The 21,472-nt window shown below is 59.1% G+C and carries 20 protein-coding genes; 11 read left to right on the top strand and 9 right to left on the bottom strand.

Annotated features, from left to right (window positions below; genetic code table 11):
* Positions 1 to 311: 311 nt before the first annotated feature.
* Positions 312 to 1,037, bottom strand: a complete 726-nt coding sequence (locus AO277_RS27020) for a GNAT family N-acetyltransferase (RefSeq protein ID WP_002554170.1) — start codon at positions 1,035 to 1,037, stop codon at positions 312 to 314.
* Between the two features lie 567 nt (positions 1,038 to 1,604).
* Between AO277_RS27020 and katB the strand changes: the two genes are divergently transcribed.
* On the top strand, positions 1,605 to 3,110 hold the full coding sequence (katB, locus tag AO277_RS27025) for a catalase KatB (RefSeq protein ID WP_044319236.1): 1,506 nt from the start codon (positions 1,605 to 1,607) through the stop codon (positions 3,108 to 3,110).
* A gap of 61 nt (positions 3,111 to 3,171) precedes the next feature.
* Complete coding sequence (locus AO277_RS27030; protein WP_005734718.1) at positions 3,172 to 3,732, top strand: ankyrin repeat domain-containing protein; 561 nt, start codon at positions 3,172 to 3,174, stop codon at positions 3,730 to 3,732.
* Positions 3,733 to 3,744: 12 nt separating this feature from the next.
* Here AO277_RS27030 and AO277_RS27035 read toward each other — a convergent pair whose 3' ends face one another.
* From AO277_RS27035 to AO277_RS27045, 3 genes are all read right to left on the bottom strand, one after another.
* Complete coding sequence (locus AO277_RS27035; protein WP_044319237.1) at positions 3,745 to 5,838, bottom strand: hybrid sensor histidine kinase/response regulator; 2,094 nt, start codon at positions 5,836 to 5,838, stop codon at positions 3,745 to 3,747.
* Between the two features lie 207 nt (positions 5,839 to 6,045).
* Complete coding sequence (locus tag AO277_RS27040; RefSeq protein ID WP_044319238.1) at positions 6,046 to 6,264, bottom strand: DUF6434 domain-containing protein; 219 nt, start codon at positions 6,262 to 6,264, stop codon at positions 6,046 to 6,048.
* Between the two features lie 97 nt (positions 6,265 to 6,361).
* Complete coding sequence (locus AO277_RS27045) at positions 6,362 to 7,246, bottom strand: LysR family transcriptional regulator (RefSeq protein WP_002554175.1); 885 nt, start codon at positions 7,244 to 7,246, stop codon at positions 6,362 to 6,364.
* Positions 7,247 to 7,345: 99 nt separating this feature from the next.
* Between AO277_RS27045 and AO277_RS27050 the strand changes: the two genes are divergently transcribed.
* Positions 7,346 to 7,828: a multidrug/biocide efflux PACE transporter gene (locus AO277_RS27050; RefSeq protein WP_002554176.1), complete on the top strand. Its 483-nt coding sequence runs from the start codon at positions 7,346 to 7,348 to the stop codon at positions 7,826 to 7,828.
* Between the two features lie 132 nt (positions 7,829 to 7,960).
* Complete coding sequence (locus AO277_RS27055) at positions 7,961 to 8,794, top strand: PhzF family phenazine biosynthesis protein (protein ID WP_044319239.1); 834 nt, start codon at positions 7,961 to 7,963, stop codon at positions 8,792 to 8,794.
* A 6-nt stretch (positions 8,795 to 8,800) separates the two neighbouring features.
* Here AO277_RS27055 and AO277_RS27060 read toward each other — a convergent pair whose 3' ends face one another.
* Positions 8,801 to 9,952: an MFS transporter gene (locus AO277_RS27060; protein ID WP_005733761.1), complete on the bottom strand. Its 1,152-nt coding sequence runs from the start codon at positions 9,950 to 9,952 to the stop codon at positions 8,801 to 8,803.
* 224 nt (positions 9,953 to 10,176) lie between these two features.
* Between AO277_RS27060 and rarD the strand changes: the two genes are divergently transcribed.
* A complete protein-coding gene (gene rarD / locus AO277_RS27065) occupies positions 10,177 to 11,061 on the top strand; it encodes an EamA family transporter RarD (RefSeq protein ID WP_044319240.1) in 885 nt (294 codons plus the stop codon).
* 3 nt (positions 11,062 to 11,064) lie between these two features.
* Here rarD and zapE read toward each other — a convergent pair whose 3' ends face one another.
* Together zapE and AO277_RS27075 are read right to left on the bottom strand one after the other, a co-directional pair.
* The gene (gene zapE, locus AO277_RS27070) at positions 11,065 to 12,180 is read right to left on the bottom strand and encodes a cell division protein ZapE (protein ID WP_044319241.1); all 1,116 of its coding nucleotides are present in this window, start codon (positions 12,178 to 12,180) and stop codon (positions 11,065 to 11,067) included.
* A gap of 51 nt (positions 12,181 to 12,231) precedes the next feature.
* Positions 12,232 to 13,677, bottom strand: a complete 1,446-nt coding sequence (locus AO277_RS27075; RefSeq protein WP_031595854.1) for a SulP family inorganic anion transporter — start codon at positions 13,675 to 13,677, stop codon at positions 12,232 to 12,234.
* Here AO277_RS27075 and AO277_RS28680 point away from each other — a divergent pair.
* Both AO277_RS28680 and ampC read left to right on the top strand, forming a co-directional pair.
* Entirely contained in the window at positions 13,676 to 13,822 is a 147-nt protein-coding gene (locus tag AO277_RS28680) for a hypothetical protein (protein ID WP_005733756.1), read from the top strand. The two genes, AO277_RS27075 and AO277_RS28680, sit on opposite strands and share 2 nt — an antisense overlap.
* Complete coding sequence (gene ampC, locus AO277_RS27080) at positions 13,822 to 14,979, top strand: class C beta-lactamase (RefSeq protein WP_044319242.1); 1,158 nt, start codon at positions 13,822 to 13,824, stop codon at positions 14,977 to 14,979. Before AO277_RS28680 ends, ampC begins: the two co-directional genes overlap by 1 nt.
* Here ampC and ada read toward each other — a convergent pair.
* Positions 14,968 to 16,074: a bifunctional DNA-binding transcriptional regulator/O6-methylguanine-DNA methyltransferase Ada gene (gene ada, locus AO277_RS27085; protein WP_044319243.1), complete on the bottom strand. Its 1,107-nt coding sequence runs from the start codon at positions 16,072 to 16,074 to the stop codon at positions 14,968 to 14,970. The genes ampC and ada overlap by 12 nt on opposite strands.
* 70 nt (positions 16,075 to 16,144) lie before the next feature.
* Positions 16,145 to 16,759 carry a DNA-3-methyladenine glycosylase family protein gene (locus AO277_RS27090; RefSeq protein ID WP_044319244.1) on the bottom strand — a complete coding sequence of 205 codons (615 nt, stop codon included), beginning with the start codon at positions 16,757 to 16,759 and terminating at the stop codon, positions 16,145 to 16,147.
* A 313-nt stretch (positions 16,760 to 17,072) separates the two neighbouring features.
* Here AO277_RS27090 and efeU point away from each other — a divergent pair, with 313 nt between their 5' ends.
* Genes efeU through efeO (AO277_RS27110) form a run of 4 tightly spaced genes read left to right on the top strand, consistent with a single transcriptional unit; the run spans position 17,073 to position 21,348 of the window.
* On the top strand, positions 17,073 to 17,927 hold the full coding sequence (efeU, locus tag AO277_RS27095) for an iron uptake transporter permease EfeU (RefSeq protein WP_044319245.1): 855 nt from the start codon (positions 17,073 to 17,075) through the stop codon (positions 17,925 to 17,927).
* 8 nt (positions 17,928 to 17,935) lie between these two features.
* Positions 17,936 to 19,147, top strand: a complete 1,212-nt coding sequence (efeO, locus tag AO277_RS27100; protein WP_044319246.1) for an iron uptake system protein EfeO — start codon at positions 17,936 to 17,938, stop codon at positions 19,145 to 19,147.
* Between the two features lie 24 nt (positions 19,148 to 19,171).
* A complete protein-coding gene (efeB, locus tag AO277_RS27105) occupies positions 19,172 to 20,494 on the top strand; it encodes an iron uptake transporter deferrochelatase/peroxidase subunit (RefSeq protein ID WP_044319247.1) in 1,323 nt (440 codons plus the stop codon).
* 29 nt (positions 20,495 to 20,523) lie between these two features.
* Positions 20,524 to 21,348 (top strand): iron uptake system protein EfeO, encoded by an 825-nt coding sequence (gene efeO / locus AO277_RS27110; RefSeq protein WP_005733750.1) that lies wholly within the window; start codon positions 20,524 to 20,526, stop codon positions 21,346 to 21,348.
* The last annotated feature ends 124 nt before the right edge of the window (positions 21,349 to 21,472 follow it).

The following is a 21,472-nucleotide window of genomic DNA, read 5'->3' on the forward strand; positions in this document are numbered from 1 at the left end:
GGGGAATCGAGGGCAACTCCCTCGCTGTTGCATTGGCGGACTTCTTTTTGGTCGGCATACATGCACCTCTAGCTACATGTTATGCCCGAACACAAAATTTCTGACAGTCTCGACGCAGGAAATTCATGGGGCTTACCTGTTGCTGAATGAGGTGCGACATCCGTGCCTGAGAGTGACCAAATAGTCGTGATGTCATAATGACTTCACTCCATTTGGATCGTTCCAACGCACTCCCCACTTTTTTGATAGATAGCGCTTGTGCGACTACTTCCGTCTATCAATACAGGTCTGCCTGCGCGACACCCTGGCTGTCAGTGCAGCCTTGACGCTTGCGCAACACCTTCCGGCACGCCAGGGTTTTCAAGACGCTGCTCGGCGAACGCCCTGGCATCCCGGGTCATACGGTCGAGATGACGGTCACGCTGCTTCTCTGCATCGACCATCGCTCTCTTGCCGTGCTGTTTGAGCAGGTACGCATGAATCTGACGCACTTCCACCGAGCTGTAGATCGGAGCGATGTCCATGACCGCAAGCAGGCCATCCGTTCCGTGATCCAACGTGTTCATGATGACCTGCGGCCCGCGTGCGCCCAGGACCTGGAAGCCCAGCGCTTCGAAATACGCCACTTTGCCCACCACGCAATACAGCTCTGCGTGAGGGTAGCGACCGACCATTTTACTCAGCATCGAGCGTGCAATGCCTTGGCGACGATGGCTTTCGCGCACCGCCATATAGGCCACGGCACAAGCCTGTGGATCATCTTGCACAGGCAGGTACAGTAAAAACCCCAATACGGTTTCCGGGTCCTCATCGTCCAGCGCGACGATCAGTTCGACCGCCAGGTTTTGCGAGCCGTCCATGGCGTTCAGGTAGAGATGCACCTCATACCCCACGCCATACTGATACAGGTTGTACAGCGGATTGCTCGGCGCAATGGCTACCATGCTGATGTCGGTCACGTAGTCCACGACCATCTGCTGGATCTGGCTACGGATGAACTCCGGTGGCGGGGTTTGTAGCAACATGATGGTGGGCATGAGACGAGCGGCTCCATTAAACGCGGCGTGGCTGCACAAGGTGTGGCCACATGATAGCGCGTCAACGCTTTCAAAACCGATAATGTCACTTTGCCGCAGGATAACTTAGTTGTAACTTATACGACGACCGCAGAAGACAATATCAAAAAGCCAGCAATCTTGAATGTCACATTATTTAGTTGCACGATCGTTCCACACCGGGACGCCAGCACTTTATTATTGACGAGCTTTCAAAATGATAATGATTGCTATTAACCTTGAACAGCGTGATTAAACGTGCCTTTTATTAACACCAACATTTAATAAAAAATCCTTTAATTTCATGACTATAAATAACTAAAACCATGATTTTTCATACGTTCACCTGCAGCCCGCCTTCCTCATAGCCAAGGAAATTATTCAACTAATTGTGAAAGTTTTTACTCGGTTCCTCTCCCCTCTCAGTATTTATCTTAATCACCCCGATATATTTTTATAATCACCCCCCTGCCCCCACGCGCCTAAGATATACCGGCCTACTAAAAATATGAGGGATTCAAAATGCCGTTATTAAACTGGTCCAGACATATGGTGTGTCTGACTGCAGTCGGTCTCGTTACTGTTCCGACCGCCTATGCAGCAGACACCCTGACTCGCGACAATGGTGCCGTCGTCGGCGACAATCAGAACTCTCAGACTGCAGGCGCCCAAGGGCCTGTCCTGCTGCAAGATGTGCAGCTGTTGCAAAAGCTGCAGCGCTTTGATCGCGAGCGTATTCCGGAGCGCGTGGTCCACGCTCGCGGCACGGGTGTCAAAGGTGAGTTCACCGCATCGGCCGATATCAGCGATCTGAGCAAGGCCACGGTGTTCAAATCGGGCGAAAAAACCCCGGTCTTCGTGCGCTTTTCCTCCGTTGTCCATGGCAACCACTCGCCTGAAACCCTGCGCGACCCACACGGCTTCGCCACCAAGTTCTACACGGCAGACGGTAACTGGGACCTGGTAGGCAACAACTTTCCAACCTTCTTCATCCGTGACGCCATCAAGTTCCCGGACATGGTCCACGCCTTCAAGCCTGACCCGCGTACCAACCTGGACAACGATTCGCGTCGCTTTGACTTCTTCTCGCATGTTCCAGAAGCCACCCGTACGCTGACACTGCTGTATTCAAATGAGGGTACGCCTGCAGGCTATCGCTTCATGGACGGCAACGGCGTACACGCCTACAAACTGGTGAATGCCAAAGGCGAAGTGCACTACGTCAAGTTCCACTGGAAGACCCTGCAAGGCATCAAGAACCTTGATCCGAAAGAAGTCGCTCAGGTCCAGTCCAAGGACTACAGCCATCTGACCAACGATCTGGTTGGTGCCATCAAAAAAGGCGATTTCCCGAAATGGGACTTGTACGTTCAGGTCCTGAAGCCTGAAGAGCTGTCGAAATTCGACTTCGACCCTCTGGACGCCACCAAGATCTGGCCTGATGTCCCTGAGAAGAAAATCGGTCAGATGGTCTTGAACAAGAACGTCGACAACTTCTTCCAGGAAACCGAACAGGTCGCCATGGCCCCGGCTAACCTGGTTCCTGGTATCGAGCCTTCCGAGGACCGTCTGCTGCAAGGCCGTGTGTTCTCCTACGCCGACACCCAGATGTATCGCCTGGGCGCGAATGGTCTGAGCCTGCCGGTCAACCAGCCCAAGGTTGCGGTGAACAACGGTAATCCGGACGGTGCTCTGAATACCGGTCACACCACCAGCGGCGTCAACTATGAGCCGAGCCGTCTGGAGCCACGTCCAGCCGACGAAAAAGCGCGCTACAGCGAACTGCCGATCAGCGGCACCACCCAGCAGGCGAAGATTACGCGTGAGCAGAACTTCAAGCAGGCGGGTGATCTGTATCGCTCCTACAGCCCTAAAGAGAAGACCGACCTGATACAGAGCTTTGGCGAGTCGCTGGCTGACACCGACACCGAAAGCAAGAACATTATGCTGTCGTTCCTGTACAAGGCAGATCCGGACTACGGCACTCGGGTAACCGAAGTCGCCAAGGGCGATCTGAGCAAGGTCAAGTCGCTGGCTGCAAGCCTCAAAGACTGATGATCTGATGTCCCGCTCCGGCGTTCACGACGCCGGGGCGGTTCCAGCCAGGAGAACGCCTGTGAAAAATCTGATCTATGCCTTGCTGCTGTTTGCTGCAGCCGCAAACGCAACCCCACCCGCCCCGGCACCCGCTTCCGAACTGACCGCTGAACAGACCGCCAGCCAGTTGCGCACGCTGTTTTTCGACGCGTCCCGTGAAGGTAACAACCCGATGCTGGACACCTTCATCGAAGCCCATTACGACCTCAACGTGCGTGACGAACAGGGCTATACCGGCCTTATTCTGGCCGCCTATCACGGCCATGAAGATTCGGTGGAACGCCTGATCAATGCCGGTGCTGACCCTTGCGCCAAGGACAATCGCGGCAACACTGCGCTGATGGGCGCGATTTTCAAGGGTGAGCTGAGCATCGCCAAGCGCCTGGTTCAGGCCGATTGCGGCCCAAACCTGACCAACAATGCCGGGCAGACGGCGGCCATGTACGCGGCGCTGTTCAAACGCACTGAAGTGCTCAAGGCGTTGACCGACCAAGGTGCCGACCTGACCATCCGTGACAGCATGGGCAACGACGTGCAGGGCTTGTCGAAAGGCGAATTCCAGACACTGCCTGCCCGCTGACGTTTTTTGGACTCAATCCTTGCGTTCGATCATTTCGTAGATGCGGCTGGCGAACGCGTCCATGGTGAACGGCTTGGTGAGCACCCACATCCCCGGATCCAGATGGCCGTTACCAATGATGGCGTTCTCAGCATAACCGGTGATGAACAGCACTTTAAGGTCTGGTCGAATGATGCGCGCAGCATCCGCCAGTTGCCGACCGTTCATGCCGCCAGGCAACCCGACGTCGGTTACCAGCAGGTCGATACGCATATCGGACTCCAGCATCTTCAGCGCAGACGCGCCCTCGCCCGCCTCGATCGGGATATACCCCTGATCCTCCAGCACTTCGGCCACCAGCATGCGGATGGTCGGCTCATCGTCGACAATCATCACCGTACGCTCGGTCTGCGCAGGCGCCGATTCGCAAGTCTCGACAGCCTCGACCTCTTCCGCAGCCCCAAGGTAATGACGCGGCAGGTACAGGCACATGGTCGTGCCCTGCTCAGGTTCAGAGTAGATACGCACCTGCCCACCGGACTGGCGCACAAAACCGTACACCATCGACAATCCCAGACCCGTGCCCTGCCCGAGTGGCTTGGTGGTGAAAAACGGGTCGAACGCGCGGTTGATAACCTCAGGCGACATGCCGGTACCGGTGTCACTGACACACAGCGACAGGTATTGCCCCGGTGTCAGATCCCGGCTCTGGGAGCCGCGCTCGTCAATCCACCGGTTAGCGGTTTCGATGGTGATTCGCCCGCCTCGCGGCATGGCATCCCTGGCATTGATACACAGGTTCAACAGCGCATTTTCCAGTTGCGGGGCGTCAATGAACGTCGACCACAACCCGACTGAGGTCACGACTTCCAGCGTGATGTGAGGTCCGACCGTACGTCGAATCAGCTCTTCCATCCCGATCACCAGCCGGTTGATATCGACCGACTTGGGGTCAAGCGTCTGTCGACGTGAAAACGCCAGCAGCCGGTGAGTCAGCGACGCTGCACGCTTGGATGCATCCTGCGCAGCCCCTATGTAGCGATCTATTTCAGTGAAACGGCCCTGGCTCATGCGCGTCTTGAGCAGTTCCAGCGAGCCGGTGATACCGGTCAGCAGGTTGTTGAAGTCGTGGGCGATACCGCCAGTCAACTGACCAACCGCTTCCATCTTCTGCGACTGGCGCAGGGCATCCTCAGCCTGAGCCAGGCGTTCCTGCTCGCGCAACCGTTCGCTGACGTCGTAGGCAAACAGATACGCGCCAATGGACTGGCCTTGTGCATCGCGAAGCGTGCTGTAACGCATTTCGAAGTGGCTGGCCGGATCCTTCGAATCGCTGAAGCTGACGCTTTCGGCAAACTCCTCGCCTGCCAACGCCCGCGTCCAGCGCTGCTTAAGGCCCGCTTTGCTCTGCGGACAGTCGTCCAGCAGGTCGAGCATATTGTCGCCTACCTGAGGACGGACGCCAAAAAGACGCTCGAACTCGCGTAGCGCTGAGCCATTGATGGCCATCCAGCGGTAATTGGCGTCGATGACATGGATGAATGCATTGGTGCCATTGACGACATCGGCGAGCACATTGCGCTCGGCGACGGCCTCGACAATACGAGCCTCCAGCGTTTCATTCATCTGCTGTAACGCCAGCTCTGCGCGCTTGCGTTCGGTGATGTCTTGAAACAACACCGCTACCTGCTTGCGGCTGGCCGGCTCGATGCGGAACGCGGTCAGTGCCAGGTAGCGCCCGGTCGCCACCAGCTCGCGCTCGAAGCGGACCGGCTCACCGGTGCGCAATACCTTGCCGTAGAACTCGACCCAGCCATCCGCCTCTTCGCGAACCATCTCGCGCAGCTTCTTGCCCACCACATTGGGAATGCCGGCGTGATACTCGTAAGCCGGGTTGGCTTCAATATGAATGTAATCGCTCAACGGGCCGTGCGGGCCGTCAAAGAACTCGATGATACAAAAGCCTTCATCCATCGCGTTGAACAGAAAACGATAACGCTCCTGAGAGTGCGCCAGGGCGTTTTCGGCCTCCTGACCACTGACGCTCAGGCGCTCTTTAAGCGAGGCGTTTTCCTGCTCCAGAGCCGATAATCGGCTCTGGAGATGTTGTAGATCTGTCGGGGTCACGGCGGAGGCACCTGCGGTGTGGGTTGCGCCGCGTTCCCTTCAGGCAGGGCGGCACGAGCACGCTACGAGAAAAAACGCTCAGTTGCAAAAATAATGGCATTTTGCATTCGAAAATCGATGATTTTCGAAAGTCAGGGCGGTATGTGCTTCTCGATACAGCCAGAGCGAGCCCGGCCGAGCAGCCCTCCAACAGCACACAACGTCAGCTCATTCCGATCCTGCTGTTCGCAGAAGCAACCATTCATCCACGATCTGGCCCATGTTTTTGGGCTCGCCATTAGTGATCCACGCCATGAATGGCCGGTCGAACCTGAACGACGGCCCGCATTGTCCGGTCATGAAGCGCCTCACGTTCTTCGTATTTCGGTAGCGGTCGTCCACCGGGGTATCACGTGTAACAGGATCGGAGTGCCAGTCGAATGTCATGCGTTACCCTGCCCGACAGTGTTGAAAGTCTGTGCTTTATAGCTGGAAATCAGCAAGCCCCGCGACTGCTGACTGCCGGTTATGAGAGCCGATCCGTTTACTCTCCGGCAAACGGCACCAGCGACTCCAGCAGCCATGCACCTGCTGGCCCCAGGCTGCGCTGGAATGACCAGATGACATCGACCGCCGAGCGACGCGGCCAGCCCGAGACTTTCAGCTCTTTGAGCAGCCCGCCCGAATAGCGCGACACCAGCCAGCGCGGCAACGCCGACCAGCCAAAACCGAAGGCAGCCATGTCCATCAACAGCAGGTAATTGGGCGCTGACCAATGACGGTGACCGCTGGTGGGCAGGTCGTCGGTGGGGATGCTGTGCTCGACCAGCGTGTTGAGGCGCAATGCGCGGTAACCCGCCAGTTGCTGATAATCGACCCGTTCCAGCGCGGCAAGCGGATGTTTATGCGAGACGAACAGACCGAAATCGGCACTTTCGTCGATGGTCGCGTGACCGATCTCCGGTGGGTAGCTGGCTTGCGCCGACAGCAGCCCCAATGATGCCCTGCCCGACTGCACCAGGCTGATGGCATCACCGTGCTCGGCGAATACGCATTCCATCTCCAGCTCCGGAAAGCGCTGATCCAGCTCGGTCATCAGCCGTTCGAAATCAGCGAACTGGTTGGCGTCCGACAGCACCAGCGTCAGCCTTGGCTCGACGCCTGCCGCAAGCCTTGCAGCAGCCCGGCGCAGTCGGTCCGAGGCGCACAACAGGTCATCGACACGGCCGAGCATGACCCTCCCGGCTTCGGTCAGAACCGGCTGCCTGGAAGAGCGATCGAACAGCTCCAGCCCAAAATCGATCTCCAGGCGGGCAATTGCTTCACTGATCGTCGACTGACTCTTGCCCAGACGGCGTGCAGCTGCACTGAACGAACCCAGCGCGGCGATCTGGGCGAAGGCTTCCAGGGCTTCCGGTGAATAACTCATGACACTCTCTTATCGGCTTTACCGATGGTATTGATTTTCAGGTTAACGCAAAAACCGATGATAATGCTGCCACCCACGAGCACAAAGGACAGTCTTATCATGAGCAACAGCCCACAACACGCCAGCCAGCACGCATCCGTAGCGTCCAAGACCCTGCGTGAAAGGGCGCTGCACGCCAGCCTGTTCGAGATCGGTGGCGTGATTCTGGTCGCACCGCTGCTGGCCTGGCTCATGAACCATTCGCTGGCAATGATGGGCGCCATGACAGTGATGATCTCCACCATCGCCATGCTTTGGAACATGCTCTACAACGCCCTGTTCGACAGACTGCGCAACAGGTACGGGTTTGCCATGAGCCTGACCACTCGCGTGCTGCACGCAACAGGTTTCGAAGCCGGACTGATTCTGGCCGTCGTGCCACTGGCCGCATGGTGGCTGACGATCAGCCTGATGGAAGCATTCTGGCTGGATATCGGTCTGCTGCTGATGTTTCTGCCTTACACCATGCTGTTCAATTGGGCCTACGACGCACTGCGTGAACGTGTAGTGCAGCGGCGTATGGCCAGGTGTGAGGTGCCTTGAGAGGAGAGGTCTGCGCGGGCGCTCAGGCATCAGCTATCTATATAGATGCACCGCATCAGTTCTTCTCACTGGATTATCAAATCAGCTCCGTTGCAAACTGTCGCCCAATGACCACGGCAAGGACACCCTTCAATGACAACTGAAATACTCAAACTGGCGGCATTCAGCGATGGCGATCGCGGTGGAAACCCGGCAGGCGTGTGGATTGGCGATGCGCTGCCCGATGACCTCGTCATGCAGCAGCTTGCCGCCGAGGTCGGCTTTTCCGAAACCGTGTTTGCCGCTCCTGTGGAAAGTTGCTGGAGTGTACGTTATTTCTCGCCGCTGGCAGAGGTCCCGTTCTGCGGACACGCGACCATCGCTTTGGGCGCAGCACTGGCGGCACGGCAAGGCGACGGCGTGTTCAGCCTGACGCTCAATCAGGCGCAGATCACTGTCGAAGGCCATGCGCAAGGCTCCCTGACTTCGGCAGCACTGCAATCGCCACCGACCTTCAGCAAGCCGATCAGCGCGCAGTTGCTGGAAGAGGCCCTGGCGCTATTCGGCTATACGCACAACGATCTGGATGAACGCATTAAGCCAGCGCATATCAACGGCGGTGCCGGGCACCTTGTGCTCGCGCTGAACAGCCGGGCACAGCTCAAGGCTATGCACTATGACCAGCAGGCCGGTCGAGAGCTGATGGTACGCGAAGGCTGGGCGACTATTTTGCTGGTATGGGCCGAAACCGAACAGCTGTTCCACACTCGCAACCCATTTGCCTTCGGCGGCGTTTATGAAGACCCGGCTACCGGTGCGGCCACGGCGGCCCTGGGTGGTTATCTGCGCGATATAGGCTGGCCGCACGGTGGCCTGATAGACATTATTCAGGGCGAGGACATGGGCAGCCCGTCACGTCTGCGCGCGGAAATCCCCGAGCAGCCCGGGAGTTCGATCCGGGTGTCGGGGATGGCGCGCACGTTGTAGTCAGAATCAGGTCCTGAGCTTGCTGCCGCCGATAGCCACGCCCAAGAGCATCACGGCAACGATCATGAACGCCAGCTCAAGGCTGCTGACATGGGCGATGAAACCGATTGCCGCAGGACCAATCAGAATCCCGGCGTAACCAACCGTGGTGATCGCCGGAATCGCCACGCTTTCCGGCATGGTCTTCTGCCGACCGACTGCGCTGTAGCAGACCGGTACGATGTTCGAGCAACCCGCGCCTACCAATGCATACCCCAGCAGCGCCGCCTGCCAGACCGGGATCAATGTCGCGACGGCCAGCCCCGCTGCGGCACACAGCCCGCCAAGAATGATCACTCGATTGGAGCCAACCCGTTTTACCACCGGATCGCCAAACAACCGCCCCAGGGTCATGGTCGCGGCGAATACCGCATAGCCCAGTCCGGCATACGACGCTTCGACACCACGCAACGAGGTCAGGAATACCGCGCTCCAGTCAAGCATTGCGCCTTCGGCCAGAAATACGGTGAAGCACAGCAGGCCGATGAACAGCACCACGCCACGCGGGATGGCAAAGGCTGGCCCATCGGCCGGACTGCCGTAAGGCAACAGATTCGGCGCCGCTTTGGCCAGCGCAACCAACGTCAGAAATACCACGATCAGCATCGCCGTGAACGGCGAGATGCCCAGACTGAGCAAGCCGGCGACACCCGCGGCACCGACAATCCCACCGAGGCTGAACAGGCCATGGAATCCCGACATCATGGTCTTGCCGCTGGCACGCTCGACAATCACCGCCTGAACGTTGGCCGTGCAATCCACACCCCCCATGCTCGCGCCAAACAGGAACAGCGTGGCTATGAGTAGCGGCAGACTGGATATCGTCGCCAATAGCGGTAGACACAGACAGATCAACACCGTCGAGCAGACCAGCAACCGCCGACAGCCAAACCGCGCTGCCAGCGCACCGGCCAACGGCATCGAGAGAATCGAGCCTACGCCGAGGCACAGCAACAAAAGCCCGAGCGTGCCCTCATCAAGGCCCATCCGCTGTTTGACGTAAGGCACCAGCGGCGCCCAAGAGGCGACACTGAAACCGGCAATGAAAAACGCGATACGCGTCGAAGACTGCTCCGCCCGAGCCTTGGCATCCTGGGCTGCGGTGCTGAAAGAGGTCATGCATGCTCCTTGTAATTTGCCGAGTACGGTCACACCGGCCAGCGCGACAGCCTAACAAAGCTGATCGATTAGCCAAAACCTCTGATGCACTTGCATGAGGCTCGTTCCATCGTCGTGCAAGGGCCGTCCGATTTGCAGCTTTTTGCACCTCAGGCCAGTAGACTGACTACCACGCGCACCAGACAGGTGCGCAATCTGTCGAATCAGCTGTCGCGGAGGCCGTCGTGTACAAAGGTGTAGTGCTGTCGATCCTGGCGTCAACGCTGTTCGGGGTCATGTATTTCTATACTTCACTGATGACCCCGCTCGACGGTGAAGAGATCTTCGGCTGGCGCATGCTGCTCACCGTGCCATGCGCGACGCTGTTCATGCTGGTCAGCGGAGACTGGCGGCGAGTCCGCGAAGTGACTGTCCGGCTCAGGCAGCAACCGCTGCTGATCTTCGCGCTGCTGCTGTCTTCGGTGCTGATCGGCGCGCAATTGCTGATCTTCATGTGGGCACCGCTGCACGGGCGCAGCCTGGAGGTGTCGCTGGGTTATTTCCTGCTGCCGCTGAGCATGATTCTCACCGGCCGCATCGTGTACGGCGAGCACCTCTCCTACCTGCAGAAAGTCGCTGCGGTGTTTGCCATGATCGGCGTGGCGCATGAGCTGTGGAGGCTGGGCAGTTTCTCCTGGGAAACCCTGCTGGTCGCGGGCGGCTATCCCCTTTACTTCGTGCTGCGTCGCAAGCTCAGGACCGACCACCTCGGCGGGCTCTGGTTCGACATGCTGCTGATGCTACCCATCGGCCTGTGGTTTATCGCCAACGGTCATCCACAAGCCATCCAGCAGGCACCGCTGCTGTACCTGCTGATTCCCGTGCTCGGGGTCATCAGTGCCTCGGCACTGGTCAGTTATATCGTTGCCAGCCGGTTGCTGCCGTTCAGCCTGTTCGGGTTGCTCAGTTATGTCGAGCCGGTGCTGCTGGTCGGCGTCGCCCTGTTGCTGGGCGAGAGCATCGGCCGCGATGAATGGCTGACTTACCTGCCAATCTGGCTGGCCGTCGTGGTGCTGATGATCGAAGGCGCCAAACACGTGCTGGCCCAGCGCCGTCGGGATGCAGCCTGAAGCTCAGGTCTCGGTGAAACGCTCCAGTTGCATTTCCTGAAGCCGACTCAGGGTGCGCCGAAAGGCAAACGACAGATAACCCTGGGTGTACAGTTCGTCCATCGGCACAGGCGCTTCTACATACAGCGGAATGCGCCGGTCGTAACATTCGTCCACCAGCGCAATGAAACGTCGCACGCCGTCGTCGTTGGGCGATAACTGCGGCAGCTCGCGGTCGCCTGCCGTCACCTGCTCCACGCCATCCTCGGTGCCACGGGCAATCTTCGCCTCGCGCTGGGCGGCGCTGAGGGGCGGCACTTCGCTGAGCAGAATCACCGAGAAACGATCACACAACGCGATAAAATCCATCGCAGCCAGCGGTTGTTCACACAGGTCACGATAGCGGCACCACACTGCCGTATCGGAATGCTGAACCACATTGATGCTGCGATAACCGAGCATGACCTGCGAGTCGTGAACCGGCTGGCCAGCGCTCAGCGCTTCGAATATCCCCTTCAATGAACTTGGCTGACCGGCCTGTGCAACCCAGTAACGCTGGTGCAACTGTCCGGGGTGCAGGCGATGATCCTCGCCGCCGTCGACCGCCACCACATTCATGTATTTCAGTATCGCGGCGACCGCTGGCAGGAAGCGCTCACGATTATGGCCGTGGCTGTACAACTTTTCCGGTGGCTGATCGGACGTACAGACCAGCACTACGCCCTCTTCGAACACAACTTGCAGCAGCCCACCGAGAATCACTGCGTCGCCGATGTCAGTCACGAACAACTCATCGAAACACATCACCCGCACTTCCCGCGCCAGCTCTTTGGCGACCACGGTCAGCGGCTGAGGCGTGCCCATCAGCTCGAACATGCGCTTGTGCACCCAGCGCATGAAGTGATGAAAATGCTGACGCCGGGCCGGCACGCTCAGGCTTTCGAAAAAGCGGTCCATCAACCAGGTCTTGCCGCGCCCGACCGGCCCCCACAAATAGAAGCCCTGTGCCCGACCCCGCGCATCGGCCAGGGCCTCATAGCACGCCTGCAACTGTCGGGCAGCCTGCAACTGCGCCTGATCAGGCTGAAAACCACGCTGGACGGCACGTTCGTAGGCTTGCAGCGGGGAGACAGCATCCATCAGGCACACACCTTTGGTATCAGAGAAAAGACATCCAGCCTGAAACGCGGCTCATGCGTGCTGCACGCCGGCGCGCTTGAGCAGCCGCTTGCAGCGCTCGGACAGATGCACCACTCGCAAATGCTTGCCCGCTTTGACATAGCGCTCGCGCAAGGTCTTGAGCGCAGCAATGGCCGAGTAATCGACGAAACTCAGGTGGCGACAGTCCAGTGTCACCTGTGCAGGGTCCTCGGCCGGGTTGAACTGGTCGAGAAACGGCGTGGTCGAGGCGAAGAACAGCGTGCCGTGCAGGTGGTAGACCTTGCTGCCATCGGCCTCTACATGGCTGTCTGCATACAGCTCGCGGGCCTGCTGCCAGGCAAAGTTGATCGCCGCGATGATGATGCCGAACAGCACCGCAGTGGCCAGATCGGTGAGCACCGTGACCACGGTCACGGCAATGATCGCCAGTACGTCATTGACCGGCACCTTGCGCAGCACACGCAACGATGCCCAGGCGAAAGTCTGCTGGGCAACCACAAACATCACCCCGACCAGCGCCGCCAATGGAATGCGCTCGATCAGCGGCGACAGAAACAGCACGAACATCAGGATCATCAAACCCGCCACCACGCCCGACACACGACCGCGGCCGCCGGAACTGAGGTTGATCACCGTCTGGCCGATCATCGCGCAACCGCCCATGCCGCCGAAGGCACCGGAGACCACGTTGGCAGCGCCCAGCGCTACGCACTCACGATCCGGATAGCCACGGGTTTCGGTGATCTCGTCGGTCAGGTTCAGGGTCAGCAGGGTTTCCAGCAGGCCGACCAGCGCCATCAGGATGGCGTATGGGGCGATGATGCGCAGGGTGTCCAGGTTCCACGAAATGTCCGGCATGGCGAATACCGGCAGGCCACCGGCAATGTGCGCCATGTCGCCCAGGGTGCGGGTCGGCAGGCCGAGCAAATAAACCGCCAGCCCGACGCTCAGGATCGCCACCAGCGCAGGCGGTGCAACACGGGTCAGGCGCGGCAACAGATAGACAATCGCCATGGTCAACGCCACCAGACCGAGCATCACGTACAGCGGCGTACCGCTGAGCCATGACTCACCCACCTTGAAGTGCTCCAATTGCGCCATCGCGATGACAATCGCCAGGCCGTTGACGAAGCCCAGCATCACCGGATAAGGCACCAGCCGCACCAGTTTGCCGAGCCGCAGCAGCCCGAACAGGATCATGATCAAACCGCCCAGCAATACGGTCGCCAGCAAATATTGCACGCCGTGCTGCACCACCAGCGCGACGATCACCACCGCCATCGAACCGGCCGCGCCGGAAACCATGCCCGGACGCCCGCCGAACAGGGCCGTCAGCGTACAAATGATGAACGCGCCGTAGAGCCCCATCAGCGGGTTGAGATGGGCCACTAGTGCAAAGGCAATGCACTCGGGCACCAAGGCAAAGGATGTCGTGAGCCCGGCCAGGACTTCGGCGCGTATACGGATTGATTTCATGGGTTACCTGAACCGCGCCCCGTGGAGGAAGCGCAAAAAAGGAGGCATATTACGCAAACCCGCCGCCACCGACCACCGCAGCAAGGCTTCAAAACAGCGTTGTTCGATGATCGGCGGCGACCCAAAACAACAAGGAATCATGTGATGCCAAGGAATAAGACACTGTTATGCGCGGCGCTTGTGCTGAACGCTTCCCTTGCCTGCGCTCAAGACCCGGCACCTGACCTTGATGCAGTTGTGCAGCAAGCGGCGCAGCAGGTGATGCAGGAAAACAACATTGCAGGCATGTCCATCGCCATCACCCGCAACGGTACACAACAGTTCTATAACTACGGCGTCGCCTCAAAAACAACCGGCCAGCCGGTGTCCAGCGATACGTTGTTCGAACTGGGCTCGATCAGCAAAACCTTCACTGCCACACTGGCCACCTGGGCGCAGGCCAATGGGCAGTTGTCGCTGACCGACAGCATCGACACCTACCTGCCGCAATTGAATGACACACGCCTGGGCAAAATACCGGTCTTTCACCTCGGCACCCACACAGCAGGCGGCTTCCCCCTTCAAGTGCCCGACAAGGTGCAGAACACTCGCCAATTGATGGACTATTTCAAGGCCTGGCAGCCCGACTACCTGCACGGCACCCACCGCACTTATGCCAACCCCAGTGTGGGCCTGCTCGGCATGGTTGCGGCGCGTAGCATGAAGCTGCCTTATGAAAAAGCCCTCCAGCAGCGCCTGTTTCCGGCGCTGAACCTGAGCAACACCTACGTGAACGTGCCCGACGAAAAGCAGAAGCTTTATGCGCAGGGCTACAACAAACTCGACGAACCGGTCAGGGTTAACCCAGGTCCTCTGGCGAGTGAAGCCTACGGCGTGAAATCGAGTGCGCGGGACATGATCCGTTTTGTCGAGTCACACCTTGGGCCTGGTCAATACGACGCGCCGCTGCAACGCGCTCTCAGTGACACACGGATCAGCTATTTCAAAGTCGGCGGCATGACTCAGGACCTGATCTGGGAGCAGTATCCGATGCCGGTTGGCTTGGCGCAGCTGCTTGAAGGCAACGCCAGTGCCATGCTGAACACGCTCAAAACCGAAGTGATCGAGCCGCCGCAGGCAGCGCAATCTGCGGTCTGGGTCAACAAGACCGGATCAACCAACGGTTTCGGTGGCTATGTCGCGTTCATACCGGAAAAACAGCTCGGCATCGTGATTCTGGCCAACAAGAACTATCCGAATGAAGAACGGGTAAGGCTGGCCTACCGGATTCTCGGCGAGTCAGGCTGCTGTTCAAAGCCCTGAAAAAAGCCCTGCTCCCCCGGCAGCTTCGATTTCAAGCAGCTTGCGCTTGCGCTCGACACCCCAGCGATAACCGGATAACGGCCCGTCGCTGCGCACGACCCGATGACAGGGAATGGCAACTGCCAGCGTGTTGGCACCGCACGCATTCGCCACTGCGCGAACTGCGCTGGGCATACCGATACGCGTGGCGATATCGGTGTAGGTTGCGGTCGATCCGGCAGGTATATCCCTGAGCGCCTGCCATACCCGCTCCTGAAAAACCGTGCCGCGGATATCAAGCGGCAGCGCGAGGCCGGTCGCAGGCGACTCGACGAAGCCCACGACCCTGGCGACAAGTTGTTCAAACTCTTCATCCCCGCCGATCAGGTTGGCATTGGGGTACTGGTCCTGAAACTTTTCGACCAGCACATTGGGGTCGTCTCCGAGTGAAATGGCGCAGATACCCTTGGGGCTTCTGGCCACCAGAATCGAACCCAGCGAGCTTTCACCCAGTGCAAACCTGATGTCGACATTGGCCCCGCCTGCCCGGTACTCAGAAGGTTTCATGCCCAGCATTTTTTGCGAAGCCTCATAGAATCGGCTGTTGGAGTTGAAACCTGCTTCATACAGCGCACTGGTGATGGTCACATCGTGGGAAAGCTGGACTTTCACTCGCGAGCGCAAGGACGCGACGCTGTAGGCTTTGGGCGTCAACCCGGTGAGTTTCTTGAAAGTGCGATGAAAATGAAAACTGCTCATCCCGACCTTTTCCGCAAGCGCAGCGAGATTGGGCATCGAGTCGCAGGCGTCTATCAGCCTGCAGGCTTCGGAAACGGCCGAAGCATGCTTGAGGTCCACGCTTTGCTGATCACTGCCACTGCGCCGCGACAGGCGAAACCCGGCAGCTTCAGCCTCGCTCGCCGAAGAAAAGAACACGACGTTTTCCGGCCTTGGAAGTTTGCTCGGGCTGCCGGGTTTGCAGTAGATACCGGTTGTCAGCACACCGTAGACGAAGTCAGCGCCCGCACCTGAACGACGATTGAGCAGGACCTCCCAGCGCGGGTCCTCTTCGGTTCGTGGCGCGCGCGTTTTCAACGTGCCTTTCATGTTTTCCATGCTGATGGCCTGTCTTGGGTTTCGATGAGCCTATCCCTGTCGCAACACACAGGCACTCCGAGTCTTGCTCTCAAATTTGAGATAAATCGATGTCGCTGAAGTTGGCCGGTACTCGCCACAAATACCAGGCGGCAATCGTCCTGTAAGGGCCGAACCGTTCGCCAATTCTGGCCATTTCCCTATGACCCGGTTTGAGTTCGAGAGCATACAGCCGTCGATAGCCTTCGCACACGCCATAGTCGCTGGCGGGCATTACGTCCATCTGGCCCAGACCGTAAATGAGCATCATCTCAACCGTCCAGCGACCTACGCCCGGCAACTGGATGAGGCGTTCGACAAGCGCTTCATTGCTCATGGCCAATGCAGCGCTGACATCGGGGACAAGACCATCGACCCGTGCCGCGGCAATGGCTTTGATCGCTCGGCATTTGGACGCCGAGAAACCGCAGGAGCGCAGTGTTTGCTCATCCAGATCGACCAATGCCTGCGCGGCCGGAAAGGCTGCGTCTGGAAACAGGGCGCGCAGCCTCATCATCATAGCGTCACCCGCTTTGGCATGCAGTTGCTGATAGGCGACGGCCTTGATCAGCGCCTGAAATGGATCCTGCGCGGCAGTGACCGGGGGCAGGCAGGGGCCGACGTGATTGATCAGTAATTCCCATCGCCTGTCGATGGCTTTGAGCATTTCGACCGCCTCTGCATGTGCAGCAGCGTTCGCGTCACGTGGCGGTACGCACTCGCTACCAGGTGCGTCTGATTCTGATGACATCGTGTTTTCCCAAATTGAAATAGGCAGGTCAGACCACCCAGTGGGCCGCCCCGGTATTTATTACGCTCAAGCCAGCCCAGCTGAACCTGACCTGAACAACCTGCCAAAACCGAGATGCAGATAAAAAACAACTACCCGCAGTCAAGAATGAGTATCATTATGTTACGCAGTGTTTCCGGCTTATAGCTCGCTGAAGCACGTTCACCCTACAGTTTTGACCCGGTGAGATATGCTCGTTCCGTTTTTGATCATGCTGCGCGAAGGCATTGAAGCCGCGCTGATTGTTGGCATTATCGCCAGTTACCTGAAGCAGACCGGCCGCGGCGAGTGGATGCCTGCGGTGTGGATCGGCGTGTTCCTCGCTGCCGCGCTGTCGCTGTTCGTCGGTGGCGGGCTTGAGTTGATGAGCGCCGAGTTCCCGCAAAAGCAACAGGAGTTGTTCGAAGGCATTGTCGGCCTGATCGCCGTGGGTATTTTAAGCTCGATGGTGTTCTGGATGCGCAAGGTCGCCCGCTCGATCAAGCACGCGCTGCATGAGTCTCTGGACGCTGCCCTCACCGGCTCGAAAAACCAGACCTACGCGTTGATCGCCATGGTGTTTTTCGCCGTGGCCCGCGAAGGGCTGGAGACCGTATTCTTTCTGCTCGCAGTATTCCAGCAGAGTGAAGGCTCGGGCGCGCCGCTGGGTGCCCTGCTCGGGCTGTTCCTGGCCGTGGGCTTCGGCGTGGCCATTTACAGCGGCAGCATGCGTCTGAACCTGAGCCTGTTTTTCCGCTGGACCGGGCTGTTTATTCTGGTGGTGGCCGCGGGCATTCTCGCTAATTCCGTTCAGGCGCTGCATGAAGCCGGAGTCTGGAATCATCTGCAGGAAGTGGTTTTCGACATCAGCGCACTGTTGCCGATGGACGGGCCTGCCGGCTCGGTACTGGCTGGCATGTTCGGTTACCAGGACGCTCCGACCGTCAGCACCTTGAGCGTCTACCTGATTTACCTGATCGGGGCGCTGCTGCTGTTCTTCATGCCGCACACCCCGGCGTCCGGCAAGACCCTACAGCCGAAAACATCTTCTGTGACGAACGAATAAGGGCACCCATGTCTATCCGTACCCCAGGGCCTTCCGAGAACGCCCGGCCGCCCCGTGTCCTGCAATTGGCTGTCGCCGGTTCGGTGATCCTGATGATTGCCGCAGGCGGGCTGTTCTATTACGCCTCGCAGGTCGCCGCAAAAAAGCGCGCGGCCAATGCCGGCACTGAAACCGTGGTCAATATTCACGCCCGCAACTGTGAGCCGAATGTGCTGAGGGTGGCGGCGGGCAAGAATGCCTTCCGCATCGTCAACCGCTCGGAACGCGCCGTCGAATGGGAAATTCTCGATGGCGTGCTGGTGGTTGAAGAGCGGGAAAACATTGCGCCGGGGTTGAGCCAGGTGATCAATGCCAACCTGGCACCCGGCGATTACGCGATTACCTGCGGCCTGCTCAGCAACCCGCGCGGCACCTTGCACGTCACCCCGACCGCCGAGTCCGATGCAAAAGCCAAGGCGCGCCCGTCGATGACCGCCTTCATCGGCCCTCTTTCCGAATACCGGGTGTACCTGAGCCTGCAAGGTTCGGCGCTGATCAAGGCCGTGACGGCTCTGCAACAAGCCATTGACGCTGGCGACCTGAGCGCCGCTCAGGCGGCCTACCTGCCCGCCCGCACCGCGTATCAGCGTATTGCTCCGGCTGCTCAGCGCCTCTCGGAACTGGACAACGCCATCAACGCCCGCGCCGATTACTACGAGAAGCGTGAACAGGATCCGGGCTTTACCGGCTTCCATCGCATTGAATACGCATTGTTCGATCAGCACAGCGTCGAGGGCCTGTCGCCCGTCGCGCAGCGCCTGCAAACCGATGTCACTCAGCTCAAACAGCAGTTGATGGCGCAATCGCTGGCCCCCGAACAACTGGCCGCCATCGCCACCCGCACGATGCGCAGCCTGGCTGACGTACGCAGCAACGGCGAAGAAGAACGCTACAGCCACAGCGACCTCAACGGCTTTGCCGCCAATCTGGACGGAACCCGCAAAATCGTCGATCTGCTGCGTCCGTTGTTGACCCGCAGTGCTGCCGATCTGCTGCAGAAGATCGATGCGGCCATGGCTGATCTGGACACCACACTTGATGCGTTGAGCACCACTGAGGGAGGCATGCGCCCCTATGACCAGATGGACGAGACGCAGCGTCGGCAAATCGCCGCCAAGGCTGGCGCGCTGGCTGACGCACTCAACGGCATCGACGCGGCACTTGGCCTTTCTGACCTCTGATTCACTGGAGCACAGCACACTACGATGAAAAATCCAGACAACAGTCCAGAAGCCACTAACGCCCCCGCTTCAATACAGCGTCGCCGTGTCCTGATGGGTCTCGGTGCTGCCGGTGCCGCGCTGGCTGGCAGCAGCCTGAGCGGCAACGTACTGGCCGCAACGCCGGCGCAAGTCACCGAAGCGCCCAACAGCGAAAAGACCCAGGACCACAACGAGTTTCACGGCCTGCATCAGACCGGCATCGTCAACCCGCGTCCGGCCGCAGGCATGCTGGTCGCGTTCGACGTGCTGGCTGCCGACCGCGAAGATCTCGAGCGCCTGTTCCGCATGCTCAATGAGCGCATCGCGTTCCTGATGACCGGTGGCCCGGTGCCGGAGATCGACCCGAAACTGCCACCGCCTGATTCCGGCATTCTTGGCCCTGTGGTCACCCCGGATAACCTGACCATTACCGTGTCGGTAGGCGAATCGCTGTTCGATGAGCGCTTTGGCCTGACCCCGGTCAAACCCAGACGCCTGATCCGCATGACCGGCTTCCCCAACGACGCGCTGGATCCGGCCAGTTGCCATGGCGACCTGAGCATCCAGTTCTGCGCCAACACCGCCGACAGCAACATTCACGCCCTGCGCGACATCGTCAAGAACCTGCCTGACCTGCTGCTGGTGCGCTGGAAACAGGAAGGCACCGTGCCGCCCCAGGCACCGAAGAAGCCTGGCCAGCCGCCGGAAAGCGCGCGCAATTTCCTCGGTTTCCGGGATGGCTCGGCAAACCCGGATTCCAACAACCAGAAGACCATGAACGAGCTGGTCTGGGTGCAGCCGGGTAGCGACGAGCCAGCGTGGGCCGCTAACGGCAGCTATCAGGCCGTGCGAATCATCCGTAACTTCGTGGAACGCTGGGACCGCACGCCATTGCAGGAGCAGGAATCGATTTTCGGCCGCAGCAAAAGCACCGGTGCACCTATGGACGGCAAGGTCGAGACCGACGTACCCAACTACGCGGCAGACCCTGAAGGCAAGAAAACCCGACTGGATTCGCACATCCGCCTGGCCAACCCGCGTACCGCCGAAAGCCAGCGCAACCTGATCCTGCGCCGTCCGTTCAATTACTCCAACGGGGTGAACAAGAACGGTCAGCTGGACATGGGCCTGCTGTTCATCTGCTATCAGGCTGACCTGGAAAAAGGCTTCATTACCGTTCAGAGCCGCCTCAACGGCGAGCCGCTGGAGGAATACCTCAAGCCGGTCGGTGGGGGTTACTTCTTCACCCTGCCGGGGGTAACCGGTGACCAGGATTTCATCGGCCGCTCGCTGCTGGCAGCTGCTTCGCCCACTAAAACCGCATGACCTACCCACTCCAGACCCGGAAGACACCCATGAAAAAGACGCCCCTGGCTTTGCTCTTGACCCTTGGCCTGCTCCAGACGCCACTGGCTGCCTTTGCCGCCACCGCGCCGCTGGACCTGGTAGGTCCGGTTTCGGACTACAAGATTTACGTGACCGAAAATATCGAAGAACTGGTCAGCCACACCCAGAAGTTCACCGATGCCGTGAAGAAGGGCGACATCGCGACGGCTAAAAAACTGTATGCCCCTACCCGCGTGTACTACGAGTCGGTAGAGCCGATTGCCGAACTGTTCAGTGACCTGGACGCGTCCATCGACTCACGCGTCGACGACCACGAACAAGGCGTCACGGCAGAAGACTTTACCGGTTTCCATCGTCTGGAGTACGCGCTGTTCTCGCAGAACACCACCAAGGACCAGGGCCCTATCGCCGACAAGCTGATGAGCGACGTCAAGGACCTGGAAAAGCGTGTAGCCGACCTGACCTTCCCGCCTGAAAAAGTCGTCGGTGGCGCAGCCGCCTTGCTGGAAGAAGTGGCGGCGACCAAGATCTCCGGCGAAGAAGACCGTTACAGCCACACCGACCTGTACGACTTCCAGGGCAACATCGACGGCGCGAAGAAAATCGTCGACCTGTTCCGCCCGCAGATCGAGCAGCAGGACAAAGCCTTCTCCAGCAAAGTCGACAAGAACTTTGCCACCGTGGACAAGATTCTGGCCAAGTACAAGACCAAGGACGGTGGCTTTGAAACCTACGACAAGGTGAAAGAGAACGACCGCAAAGCCCTGGTCGGCCCGGTCAACACCCTGGCTGAAGACCTCTCGACCCTGCGCGGCAAACTGGGCCTGAACTGACCTGAAACGCCGCGCCTGAAAGCGCTTTTTAACTCGATGGCACTGACGACGCAGAGTGCGACGTTAGTGACGGCTGAGTTCTGGTGCTGATCCGGGGGTAGCCTGGCAGGACGCCAGGCTACCC

It is taken from the genome of Pseudomonas amygdali, assembly GCF_002699855.1.
GTDB classification, from domain to species: Bacteria; Pseudomonadota; Gammaproteobacteria; order Pseudomonadales; family Pseudomonadaceae; genus Aquipseudomonas; species Aquipseudomonas amygdali.